This window comes from Pseudomonas asiatica (genome assembly GCF_040214835.1).
Taxonomy (GTDB): domain Bacteria; phylum Pseudomonadota; class Gammaproteobacteria; order Pseudomonadales; family Pseudomonadaceae; genus Aquipseudomonas; species Aquipseudomonas putida_Z.
In genome coordinates, this window is the sequence record NZ_CP157874.1 from 5,006,199 (window position 1) to 5,017,584 (window position 11,386).

At 62.3% G+C, this 11,386-nt stretch carries 14 protein-coding genes; 5 read left to right on the forward strand and 9 right to left on the reverse strand.

Annotated elements, in window-relative coordinates:
• Both ABNP31_RS22360 and ABNP31_RS22365 read left to right on the forward strand, forming a co-directional pair.
• Entirely contained in the window at positions 1–624 is a 624-nt protein-coding gene (locus ABNP31_RS22360; RefSeq protein ID WP_025340660.1) for a lysophospholipid acyltransferase family protein, read from the forward strand.
• A gap of 1 nt (position 625) precedes the next feature.
• On the forward strand, positions 626–1,558 hold the full coding sequence (locus ABNP31_RS22365; RefSeq protein ID WP_350012772.1) for a phosphatidate cytidylyltransferase: 933 nt from the start codon (positions 626–628) through the stop codon (positions 1,556–1,558).
• Between the two features lie 18 nt (positions 1,559–1,576).
• On the opposite strand, the gene ABNP31_RS22370 is transcribed toward ABNP31_RS22365, so the two are convergent.
• The 3 genes from ABNP31_RS22370 to ABNP31_RS22380 all read right to left on the reverse strand — a co-directional run bounded on the left by ABNP31_RS22370 (position 1,577) and on the right by ABNP31_RS22380 (position 2,680).
• On the reverse strand, positions 1,577–1,984 hold the full coding sequence (locus tag ABNP31_RS22370) for a type II toxin-antitoxin system HicB family antitoxin (protein ID WP_003258416.1): 408 nt from the start codon (positions 1,982–1,984) through the stop codon (positions 1,577–1,579).
• Positions 1,981–2,208: a type II toxin-antitoxin system HicA family toxin gene (locus tag ABNP31_RS22375; protein WP_350012773.1), complete on the reverse strand. Its 228-nt coding sequence runs from the start codon at positions 2,206–2,208 to the stop codon at positions 1,981–1,983. Before ABNP31_RS22375 ends, ABNP31_RS22370 begins: the two co-directional genes overlap by 4 nt.
• Before the next feature lie 196 nt (positions 2,209–2,404).
• Positions 2,405–2,680 (reverse strand): metal/formaldehyde-sensitive transcriptional repressor, encoded by a 276-nt coding sequence (locus tag ABNP31_RS22380; protein WP_003258414.1) that lies wholly within the window; start codon positions 2,678–2,680, stop codon positions 2,405–2,407.
• Between the two features lie 70 nt (positions 2,681–2,750).
• On the opposite strand from ABNP31_RS22380, the gene dmeF reads away from it, so the two are divergent.
• On the forward strand, positions 2,751–3,674 hold the full coding sequence (gene dmeF / locus ABNP31_RS22385) for a CDF family Co(II)/Ni(II) efflux transporter DmeF (protein ID WP_350012774.1): 924 nt from the start codon (positions 2,751–2,753) through the stop codon (positions 3,672–3,674).
• A 96-nt stretch (positions 3,675–3,770) separates the two neighbouring features.
• Positions 3,771–4,115 (forward strand): cupin domain-containing protein, encoded by a 345-nt coding sequence (locus tag ABNP31_RS22390; protein ID WP_003258412.1) that lies wholly within the window; start codon positions 3,771–3,773, stop codon positions 4,113–4,115.
• A 150-nt stretch (positions 4,116–4,265) separates the two neighbouring features.
• Here ABNP31_RS22390 and ABNP31_RS22395 read toward each other — a convergent pair whose 3' ends face one another.
• From ABNP31_RS22395 to ABNP31_RS22405, 3 genes are all read right to left on the reverse strand, one after another.
• The gene (locus ABNP31_RS22395; RefSeq protein ID WP_085664484.1) at positions 4,266–4,988 is read right to left on the reverse strand and encodes a CatB-related O-acetyltransferase; all 723 of its coding nucleotides are present in this window, start codon (positions 4,986–4,988) and stop codon (positions 4,266–4,268) included.
• 215 nt (positions 4,989–5,203) lie between these two features.
• Entirely contained in the window at positions 5,204–6,091 is an 888-nt protein-coding gene (gene mmsB, locus ABNP31_RS22400; protein WP_025340663.1) for a 3-hydroxyisobutyrate dehydrogenase, read from the reverse strand.
• Positions 6,092–6,119: 28 nt separating this feature from the next.
• On the reverse strand, positions 6,120–7,646 hold the full coding sequence (locus tag ABNP31_RS22405; protein ID WP_350012775.1) for a CoA-acylating methylmalonate-semialdehyde dehydrogenase: 1,527 nt from the start codon (positions 7,644–7,646) through the stop codon (positions 6,120–6,122).
• A gap of 132 nt (positions 7,647–7,778) precedes the next feature.
• Between ABNP31_RS22405 and ABNP31_RS22410 the strand changes: the two genes are divergently transcribed.
• A complete protein-coding gene (locus ABNP31_RS22410) occupies positions 7,779–8,729 on the forward strand; it encodes a LysR family transcriptional regulator (RefSeq protein ID WP_025340665.1) in 951 nt (316 codons plus the stop codon).
• A 280-nt stretch (positions 8,730–9,009) separates the two neighbouring features.
• Here the strand turns inward: ABNP31_RS22410 and ABNP31_RS22415 are convergent, their stop codons facing one another.
• From ABNP31_RS22415 to ABNP31_RS22425, 3 genes are read right to left on the reverse strand one after another with little or no spacing between them, the layout of a single operon-like run.
• On the reverse strand, positions 9,010–9,501 hold the full coding sequence (locus ABNP31_RS22415; RefSeq protein ID WP_075046399.1) for an OmpA family protein: 492 nt from the start codon (positions 9,499–9,501) through the stop codon (positions 9,010–9,012).
• A 4-nt stretch (positions 9,502–9,505) separates the two neighbouring features.
• The gene (locus ABNP31_RS22420) at positions 9,506–10,777 is read right to left on the reverse strand and encodes a diguanylate cyclase domain-containing protein (protein ID WP_350012776.1); all 1,272 of its coding nucleotides are present in this window, start codon (positions 10,775–10,777) and stop codon (positions 9,506–9,508) included.
• A complete protein-coding gene (locus ABNP31_RS22425; RefSeq protein WP_085664488.1) occupies positions 10,774–11,340 on the reverse strand; it encodes a YfiR family protein in 567 nt (188 codons plus the stop codon). The genes ABNP31_RS22420 and ABNP31_RS22425 overlap by 4 nt, the downstream gene beginning before the upstream one ends.
• Positions 11,341–11,386 lie beyond the last annotated feature (46 nt).

Here is an 11,386-nt window from a genome sequence, read left to right on the forward strand (position 1 = left end):
ATGCTCGCCAACCTGACCGCCTACCTCATCACTTCCGCCGCCCGCCTGATCACCGGCGCCCGCGCCCTGTGGCTGGGCTGCACGCCGCTGCCGGTGCAGCGCCTGTATTTCGCCAACCACAGCAGCCATGGCGACTTCGTACTGCTGTGGGCCTCGCTGCCACAACCGCTGCGCAAGCGTACCCGTCCGGTAGCCGGCGCCGACTACTGGGCCAAGCCGGGCATTCGCGACTTTCTCATCCGCAAGGTCTTCAATGGTGTGCTGATCAACCGGCAACACAGCGCTGGCCAGGGCAGCCCGTTGCAACCGATCCTCGAAGCCGTGGCCCAGGGCGACTCGCTGATCTTCTTCCCGGAGGGCACTCGCAATCTCGGCGACGAGCCGCTGATGCCGTTCAGGAGCGGGCTGTACCACCTGGCAGCAGCCAACCCCGAAGTCGAACTGGTGCCGGTATGGATAGCCAACCTCAACCGGGTGATGCCCAAGGGCCGTGCCTTGCCGTTGCCGTTGTTGTGCACATTGAGCTTTGGCGAGCCGCTGCACCTGCAGGCGGATGAAAGCAAGCAAGCCTTTCTCGAGCGGGCCAGCCAGGCCCTGCTGAACCTGGCCCCCAAGGATGCCTGAGATGGACGACAACACCCTTTCCCTGTTCGCCGGCATCGGCGCCCTGCTGCTGCTCGCCAGCGTGATCGGCCGCCTGCTCAAATGGCGCGCCGGCCAGGCACCGCACGCGGTGATCGACAACCTCAACGCCCGAATCAACGCCTGGTGGGTGATGGTACTGGTGATCGGCATCGCCTTCCTGTTCGGCAAGTACGGCGTGATCGTGCTGTTCTACGGCGTATCGTTCTATGCCTTGCGCGAGTTCATGACGCTCACCCCGACCCGGCGCAGCGACTACCCGGCACTGGTGGCGGCGTTCTATGTGGCGCTGCCGGTGCAGTACGTGCTGATCGCCATGGACTGGTACGGGTTGTTCAGCATCTTCATCCCGGTGTACCTGTTCCTGTTGCTGCCGATCCTGGCCAGCTTCGGCGGCGACACCACGCGCTTTCTCGAGCGTGCCTCGAAGGTGCAGTGGGGGCTGATGATCGCGGTGTACTGCGTGTCGTCGGTGCCGGCATTGATGACCCTGGACATCCCGGGTTACGAGGGCCGCAACTTGCTGCTGATTGCCTGGCTGATCCTGGTGGTGCAGATCAGCGACGTGCTGCAGTACGTGTGCGGCAAGCTGTTCGGCAAGCACAAGGTAGCGCCCAACCTGTCGCCATCCAAGACCGTCGAAGGCCTGGCCGGCGGCGTGGCACTGGCCACCCTGATCGGCGCCCTGCTGTGCTGGATCACCCCATTCACCTTCTGGCAGGCCGCACTCATGGCGCTGGCGGTGAACGCCATGGGTTTCTTCGGCGGGTTGGTGATGTCGGCGATCAAGCGCGACCGTGGGGTGAAGGACTGGGGGCACATGATCGAAGGCCACGGCGGCATGCTCGACCGCATGGATTCGGTATGCTTTGCCGCGCCGGTGTTCTTCCACTTTGTGCGGTATTGGTGGGCGTAGCGAAAGTGAGCGTACCGATCAGTGCGAAAGGGCCAACTCTCGCAGTGCTGCCGACGCCAGAAAACCGGAGCGGGACGCATAGCGATGATCACGCTTCACTTTTTCGTCGATTCGTTGAAGCAGGTTTTCCGGCAGCGTTGCATTGAAGCGAACCGCCTTGCCCAGGTACGGGGTGACATCAAAATCCACAACGGCCCAGACCCCACCTTCATAGTCAGGGTTCGCCACATGGACGTCGACTTCCTGTGCCTGCGGCAATGCCTCGTTATCTGCGACCAACCCTTCAAAATGCAGTGCCAGCGCTTCCTGAACATTCTCCAGTGCTTTTGCAACAGTGGCACCGGCGCTGAAGCAACCGGGCACATCAGGTACGGTCACGCCGTAGTCCGAGTCGGCGTCTTTGTGCAATACGACCGGGAATTTCATTGACTACCTCCGTTGATGCTCGTGCTGACAGTGCCGTTGGCTTGAATCAAGCCAGCCTGCTTCAAGATGCTGCGTACTGTGCCCTTGGGGAGCTCACTCTTGGGATGAGGAACCGTGACTCGCCCCCTTTTTTTCGGGTGCCTGAACTGGTGATGACTACCTTTCACATCAACCTGATACCAGCCGTCGGCTTCGATAAGCTGGATAACTTCACGACTGCGCATTCATTCTTCCTCGGCAGTCGATGTGTATCATACACACCGAATTGACCAGAACAAAGCGCACTACACACTATGCACACACGTCGCGACTAGCGGACAGATTGGATGGCAAAGTAAGAACATGCCTTCTGACACGTAGGAAATCAGCAAGCACCATCGGGTACCAATACCCCCCTAGGGTATCGGTGCCGCCGGTCTGCTACTTGAGGTACGACCGCAGCAACGTCGCCACCTTGTCCGCCTCGTCCTGCCGCTCCTCGGCACTCAGCCCGTCCGCCACCAGGTGTTCGCGGATATGCCCTTCCATCACTTCGGCCATCAGCCCGTTCACCGCACCGCGCACGGCGGCGATCTGCTGCAGTATCGCCAGGCAGTCCTTGTCCTGCTCCAGCGCTGTCTCCAGGGCGGCGGCCTGGCCTTTGATCTTGCGCACCCGGGTCAGCAGCTGCTTCTTGCTCTTCAGGGTATGTGCCATTGGGTTTCACACCATGCTAGGTATACTGGGGTATAGTATATTTCTCGACGTTCCGGGAGCATGATAAACCATGGCGACACAAACCTCAGACCGCTGGCAGCACAGCCACCAGTTCCATACCAGCAACCTGGGCGCCGAGCGCAAGACGCGCCTGGCCGTTTGGCTGACCGCGGTGATGATGGTGGCGGAAATTACCGGTGGCTGGTTCTTCAATTCCATGGCGTTGCTGGCCGACGGCTGGCACATGAGCTCCCACGCCCTGGCCCTGGGCCTGTCGCTGCTGGCCTATGCCGCCGCGCGGCGTTATGCCGGCGACCGGCGCTTTGCCTTCGGCACCTGGAAGATCGAGATTCTCGGCGGCTACTCCAGCGCCCTGCTGTTGCTGGGCGTGGCCGGGCTGATGGCATTCCAGTCGGTGGAGCGCCTGCTGGCACCGGGGCCGATCCGCTATGACGAGGCGATCTTCATCGCCGCCGTGGGCCTGGCCGTCAACCTGATCTGCGCCTGGCTGCTGCGTGACGACCATCACCATCACGATCATCATCACCATGACCACGGCCACCATCACCACGACCTGAACCTGCGCTCGGCCTACCTGCATGTGATGGCCGACGCCGCGACTTCGGTGCTGGCTATCGTCGCCCTGCTGGCCGGCAAGTACTGGGGCGCCGGCTGGCTCGACCCGGTCATGGGCCTGGTCGGTGCGCTGCTGGTGGCGCTGTGGGCCCGCGGGCTGCTGCGCGATACCGGGTGGGTGCTGCTGGATGCGGAGATGGACGCGCCGGTAGTGGAAGAAATCCGCGCGGTGGTCGCGCAGCTGCCGGTGCCGGCCAGCATCACCGACCTGCACGTGTGGCGCGTGGGCAAGGACCAGTACGCCTGCATTCTTGGCCTGGCCGCCCAGGCCGAACTCAGCGCCGACAGCGTGCGCCAGGCCCTGGGCGTACACGAAGAACTGGCGCACATCACCGTCGAGGTCAACCGCCTGGCATAGCGCGACCAGACAGCTGGACGTCGAGCCCAGGCAACTGCGGCTCGGCCGATGGCCCTATGGTGACGAGTCATTCAGCCAGTCACCAGGAGTTGTGCCATGTCCGATTTCATCACCGTCCTGCGCGAAACCTGCCCGACGCCGGTCGTGGACGCCACCAAGTGGAAGCGCATCGGCGGCGATCCGCACACCGTCAACCTCAACGCCTATCTGTCAGCCGACGGCAGCAAGATCATGGGCACCTGGATCTGCACCCCGGGCAAGTTCGAGGTCAACTACGAGAAGTGGGAGTTCTGCCACTTCCTCGATGGCTACTGCATCATCACCCCGGAAGGCGAAGAGCCGAAGCACCTGAAAGCGGGTGATGTGTTCGTGATCGAACCGGGGATGAAAGGCACCTGGGAAGTGGTCGAGACCGTGCGCAAGTACTTTGTCTTTGCTTGATTCATAAGCGGACTTTGCCTGGTCATGTGGGATGCGCAAAAAGTCCCACATGACGCCGCTCAGGTTCAAGCATGATGATCAAAGGGTCCGCGAGTCGAATAAAATATCCTGCTGCAAGTATAACAGTGGCTTTCGGCGCATCGCCCTCGACTAGGAGTGGTCACTCTTCAAAGGTTTCACACCCTTCTGAGAAAGACAAACGACTCTGTAGTTGACTTTGTTTCGCGAGGTACGATCTTCGATAGACCTCAGGAACTTTTCCGGTTCTGCCAGATTCAGCTCTCTCAAGGTAGCAGTATCCAAATCCCACCACTCGCTGTCCATGAGCCTGGCAATGATGTCTTCAGCATGTCGATACTTGATGACTTTTGCCGGATTCCCACCCACGATCGCATACGGCGGCACATCACGCGACACCAAAGCCTGGGTCGCGATGATGGCTCCGGTCCCGACCTTCACGCCTGCAAGGACAGTGGCTCCGGCGCCAATCCATACGTCGTGACCTATCTGGGCAAGCGCTTCATCAGCTCGGTACTCCAGATTTCCTCCATCTTCATACTGAAATGGATGGGTACTTACCCAGGAGGATGGGTGTGTGTGTTTCTCTTGACCAATGACACAATCGGAGCCAATGGAGCAGAATCGACCTATGGAAGATACAAATGAAAGATGGGTACCACTTCTAATATAGGTGTAAGCACCAATCCCAACTTGGGAAGATCGGATTTTTATATGGCCCAGCTGAACATATTCCTCTAGATCCGCACTGGCATATTTACTGAATGTTGATGGCCCGGCAGCAATCTTACCCCCGTGAGACCTGACTATTCGCTTGTAACGAGCGGTTTTGATTGACTCTATTATCTTGAACATGAAGATGGCTCGAGTTTCCCTATCTGGAAACTATAGCAAATTGACATCTTAGGTTGAAGATGCTTGTTGCCTGTGCAAATGTCAGTAAACCCATCACAATACGTGGAATAAATCTGGCCGCCCGCCGGCAAAAAAAATCGCGGATCAGACGCCCTTCCCTCTGGTGCGCAGTTACAGAGGGAAGGCCGCCTGGCCCGCGATGAAGTCCTCGCTCGTCAATCTTTCTTGCGGTAACCCTCGACGATCGCCGAGAAGTCCTTGCCACCCTCGCCGCGCAGGCTCATGGCCTGATATAGCTGCTGGGCCACAGCCCCCAGAATCACCGGTTGATGCGCCTGGCGTGCAGCCTCGGTGGCCAGCCCCAGGTCCTTGAGCATCAGCTCGGCGCCAAAGCCACCGGTATAGCCACGCGATGCCGGCGCGGTTTCGATGATGCCCGGCCACGGGTTGTAGGTGTCCGAGCTCCAGCAACGCCCGGTCGAACTGTTGATGATGCCGGCCAGCACCTTGGTGTCGATGCCCAGCGCATTGCCCAGGGCCATGGCCTCGGACACGCCGATCATCGAGATGCCCAGCAGCAGGTTGTTGCAGATCTTGGCGATCTGCCCTGTGCCGACTTCACCGCAGTGCACGATGTTGCGGCCCATCTGCTCCAGTACCGGCTTGAGGGTGGCAAACAGCTCGGTGCTGGCACCGACCATGAAGGTCAGGGTGCCTGCCGCCGCGCCGCCGGTGCCACCGGACACCGGCGCATCGCCCATGTCCACGCCCTTGGCCGCTGCGGCCTTGGACACATCACGCGCAGTCTGCGGGTCGATGGTGCTGCAATCCACGGTCGGCGTGCCGGGGCGAATGCCGGCCAGCACGCCGTCTTCGTTCAGGTACACGCTGCGCACATGGGCAGCAGCCGGCAGCATGGTGATCACCAGCTCGCTATTGGCCGCCGCGTCCTTTGGCGAAGGGCTGATCTGCCCGCCCAGTTCTGCCAGCTCGGCCAGCACGGCCTTGTTCAGGTCGAACAGGTTCAGTTGGTGCCCGGCCTTGATCAGGTTGCGGGCCATGGGTGCGCCCATGTTGCCGAGCCCGATGAATGCGATACGCATGACTCTCTCCTTAGCGCAGGCTGATGGCTTAGCGCAGGCTGATGGTGGTGTTCACACCGTCGTTGACGCTGTCATCATCGAACCAGCGGGCGGTGACGGTCTTGGTCTGAGTGTAGAACTGCACCACTTGCTTGCCGTACGGGCCGAGGTCGCCGAGCTTGGAACCACGCGAGCCGGTGAAGCTGAAGAACGGTACCGGGACCGGGATCGGGATGTTGATGCCGACCTGGCCGATGTCGATTTCGCTCTGGAACTTGCGCGCTGCCGCGCCGCTCTGGGTGAACAGGCCGGTGCCGTTGCCGAACGGGTTGGCGTTGACCAGGGCGATGGCCTCGTCGAGCGTATCGACTTCCAGGGTCACCAGCACGGGGCCGAAGATTTCCTGGGTGTACACCTGCATGTCAGTCTTCACGCCCGAGAACAGGGTCGGGCCAATGAAGTTGCCTTGCTCGTAGCCCGGCACCGTGACGTCACGGCCGTCGAGTTCCAGCTTGGCGCCTTCCTTGATGCCGCTTTCGATCAGGCCCAGCACACGCTCCTTGGCGCGCTTGGAAACCACCGGGCCGACATCGGTGCCTGGCTCGCAACCGGCATTGACCTTGAGCTTGCTGGCCGCGTCCTTGATATCCGGCAGCCATTCGCGAGCCTTGCCCACCAACACCGCCACCGAGGTGGCCATGCAGCGTTGGCCTGCTGCACCGAAGGCGGCACCGACCAGGGCGTTGACGGTTTGCGTGCGGTTGGCATCGGGCAGCACCACCGCGTGGTTCTTGGCGCCCATCATCGACTGCACGCGCTTGCCGTGCTGGCTGCCCAGGTTGTACACGTGGGTGCCCACTTCGGTGGAGCCGACGAAGGAAATCGCCTTGATGTCCTGGTGGGTGCAAATGGCATCCACCACTTGCTTGCCGCCATGCACCACGTTGAGCACGCCAGCCGGTACGCCGGCTTCCAGCGCCAGTTCGACCAGCAGCATGGTCGACAGCGGGTCCTGCTCGGACGGTTTGAGCACGAAGGTGTTGCCGCAGACGATGGCCATGGGGAACATCCACAGCGGGATCATCGCCGGGAAGTTGAACGGGGTGATGCCGGCGCACACGCCGATCGGCTGGCGCAGGGTGTAGGTATCGACGCCGCCGGCAACGTTCTCGGCGAACTCGCCCATCTGCAGGGTGCCGATGGAGGCGGCGTGCTCGACCACTTCCAGGCCGCGGAAGATATCGCCTTCGGCGTCGGCCAGGGTCTTGCCCTGCTCGGCACTGAGGACCTGGGCGATGCGTTTGGTGTTTTCGCGGATCAGCGCCTGCAGCTTGAGCATGATGCGCATGCGCGCGCCGATCGGCGTGTTACGCCAGGTCTGGAAGGCACGTTGGGCAGCGGCCACGGCCGCGTCGACTTCTTCGACGGTGGCGAACGGTACGCGCGCCAGCACCTCTTGGGTGGCCGGGTTGACGATGTCGCGCCATTCGGTGGTCGTGGACTCGACCCATTGGCCGTCGATCAGCAGCTTGACCTGCTCGATTTTGGTCTGGTTAGGGGATTGCGGTGCGTTCATCTGCGTTCTCCTTGGAATTATTGTCGGGACGAGATCGCCAGCGCCGTGCAAACGCGAGGTGGCGTCCTGAGGCTTGTTTCGAGTATAGATGTGCAAACATCCAACAAGAACGCACAAAAAAACCGGATCATCATGCAAAAAGACCTCACATCCCTGAGCGCGCTCAACTGGGACGACCTGAAGTTCTTCCTTGAAGTGGCGCGTACCCGCAAGGCCAGCAGCGCCGCCAAGCGCCTGAGCGTGGACTACACCACGGTGTCGCGGCGCATCAGCTCGCTGGAGGGGGCGCTGGGCACCTTGCTGTTCGAGAAATCCCGGACCAACGGCTTTGTCCTCACCGCCGAGGGCCAGCGCCTGCTTGGCTATGCCGAGTCGATCGAGAGCACGCTGCACATGGCCTGCGAGCAGGTGTCCGGGTCGGGCGTGGCGTTGTCGGGGCATGTACGCATGGGCTGCACCGAAGGCTTCGGCAGCTTCTTCGTCACCCCGCAGCTAAGCCACTTCGTCGATGCCTACCCGGCGATTTCGGTGGATATCCTGCCGCTGCCGCACTTCATCAGCCTGTCCAAGCGCGAGGCGGACATAGTCATCGCCCTGGAGCGGCCGGAGCATGGGCCTTATGTGTGCTGCAAGCTGTGCGACTACCGCTTGCGGCTGTACGCGACCCAGGGCTACCTGGACAGCCATGCACCGATCAACCAGATCGCGGACCTGGCCAGGCACCCGTTCATCAGCTACGTGGACGACCTGGCGTTCAGTTCGGAGCTGCTGTACCTGGCCAACCTGATCCCCAGCGCCAGCGCGCATTTGCGCAGTACCAGCGTGATTGCGCAGTACACGGCTGCGTTGCAGGGGCGTGGGCTGGCGATCTTGCCGTGCTTCCTTGCGGCGCAGGACCCGCGGCTGGTGACGGTGTTGCCGGAGGAGATCGAGGTGACACGCCAGTTCTGGATGTATTGCCGGGAGGATTTGAGGAAGTTGAAGCGGATTACCCTGCTGTGGGATTACATTCGCGGGGTGACCGAGGCGAATGCACCGTTGTTGATGGGGGAGACCCGAGAGATGCGGTTTGCTCAGGAATAAGGGGGCTGCGTTGCAGCCCATCGCCGGCAAGCCAGCTCCCACGGGTGCAGCGTTGATCTCGAGGTTATCGCTGTACCTGTAGGAGCGGCCTTGTGTCGCGAAAGGGCTGCAGAGCAGCCCCGGCAACTTGTGCATCTGCGCTGAAACCCCGGGGGTAACACAGATAAAGTGGGAGCGGGTTTACCCGCGAAGCAGACAACTCGGTGCATGGCACCGGCTTCGCCGGTGTTCGCGGGTGAACCCGCTCCCACAGGGATATCTGATAGCCCGTATGCTGTGGTCAGTAGGAAGCCACCACAATGGACACCCGCCGGTTCTCGGTGCGCCCGGCGCTGGTGCGGTTGTTCGCCACCGGCTGGCTGCTGCCCAGCCCGCGGGACTGGATGTTCTGCGCCGGCATGCCTACCCCGACCAGCGCCCTGGCCACGCTCTGCGCGCGGCGCTCGGACAGCTGCTGGTTATACGCCGCCTTGCCGGATGAGTCGGCATGCCCATCCACCCGCACGCCCTGGATGCCAACGCCGAGCAGCGCCTTGCCAATGCGTTCGACAATCGCCTGGCTCTGGCTGTTGAGGCTGTCCAGGTCGCTGCCGAACAGCACCTTGCCGGACAAATCGTAGGCCCAGCCTTCGTCGGTCGGGGTAAAGCCTTCACGCTTGAGCACGGCAATCTGCTCGGCGGTCAGGCCTTTGGGCGGAGCGCTCTGGCAGCCGGTCAGCGCCAGCACGGCAAGCAACAAGGCCCAAAGGGGGAAACGCAAAGCCTGTATCACGGGTTCAACTCCTGTTCTTGATTTCGCTGGCGGACCGTTCCGTCTGCGCCATTTGCCAATGACCACGGCGTTTGCGCTTGGCCTGGTACATCGCTGCATCGGCGGCATTCAGAAGACTGGCAGGGTCAGCGCCGTCATCCGGGTAATAGGCAATACCGACACTCAACGAGGTGGCGATACTGCGACCGCTGTCCAGCTGCACCGGCAACTTCATGCTGGCAACGATCTTCTCGGCAATGTGCTCGGCGTCCTGGCGCGAATGCAAAGGCGTCAGCAGCACGGCGAACTCGTCGCCACCCAAACGCGCCACCAGGTCGTGCTCGCGCAGTTGGGCACGCACGCGGTCGGCCACGCTGATCAGCACTTCGTCGCCCACCGCATGGCCGAGGGTGTCGTTGATCTGCTTGAAGTGGTCGCTGTCGAGGAACAGCAGCGCCAGGTGATCTTGCTGCCGTTCTGCATTGCGCACACTGCGGCTCAGGCGCCCCTCGAAGAAGGCGCGGTTGGGCAGGCCGGTCAGGCTGTCGTGGCTGGCCTGGTGCGCCAGGGTCTGGTTTTCGCTCTGCAGGTGGCTTTGCCACACCTCCAGTTCGTCCAGCAGGGCGTTGAAGTCATTGCCCAGTTCGTTGAGCTCGGCAATCGGCGCTTCCGGCACGCGCCGGTCAAAACTGCGCTCGCGGCGGGCGGCGTGGGCGACACTGGCCAGGCCACGCAGCGGGCGGACGATATCGCTGAGCAGACGCCGCGACAGGTATTGGGCAGCCAGGGCGCTGAGCACCGTGCAGAACAGGATGCCGGTCAGCCCGCTGAACAGGAACAGCAACAGGCTTCGCCCCTGGCCAACCAGCTCGATGCGCCCGACCTGCTGTTGCTGGTGCGTGATCGGCAGGTTGATCGGCTCATCCAGCAAGGCGGTGGCCACCTGCGCCTCCAGCCGCGCGAGCACGCCGGTATCGCTGCGCTGCCAATGCGCCAACTGCTCGCCTTCGTTGTTGAAGACCCTGGCTTCGGCCACTTCCTCGGTACTGGCAATCAGCGCCAGCGACTCATTGGCCGCTGCGCTGTCGTCAAACACCACCGCCGCTTCCACGGTGTAGCTGATCGAGCGGGCGATCAGGTGCAGGTTGTCGTTGGCGTAGACACGCAGGGCGAGCACGCCCAGCAGGGTCAGGGATATGCCGGCCAGGCCCACGGCGAGCAAGGCGACGCTGAGATGGCCACGGCCCAGCACCGAGCGCAGGGTCGGGCGCACGCCGCGCTTGCGGGTTCGTTTCATGGTTGCACCGCCCGGCGCCGCGACAATTGCAGCACGCTGGGGTGAATGCGCACGCCGGAGCGTGCCACCGAATCCAGGTTGACTTCAAAGGCTACCTGCTGGTCGCTGACCCGCAAGCAGAACAGGCTGCCGACCGTGCACGGGTCGTCTGCCTCGCTGATGCTCAGCACCGGGTGGCCACTGACGCGCTCGAACAGCCGGTCGCGCTGGCCCTGGTCGAGTTTGCCGATGTAGATGGCGTCGCAGGCCTGGGCGACCTGGCTATCGTCTGCCAGCAGCCGCCGCACCTGCAGCGGTCGGCCGGACTCCTGCACATGGCCTTTGATCAGGTCATCGGCGTATTCGGTCGGGCCGACCACGCACAGGCGCAAGGGCGAGGGTTCGACGGGCCAGCGGGCGTAACTGAAGATGCCCAGCACCACCTGGGTGACGGCCTTGGCACGTTGCTGCGCCTGGGCGGCAGTTATGGCGGGGTCTGCCTGGGCCGGGCCTGCGGAAAGGAACAGGGCGGCCAGCAATAGCGAAAGCACACAGCTCGTCACTCGCCTTGCGGCCACTTTCATGTGGGAAATCTCTTAAGGTCCTTTCCGATATCGGCGCAACGATAGC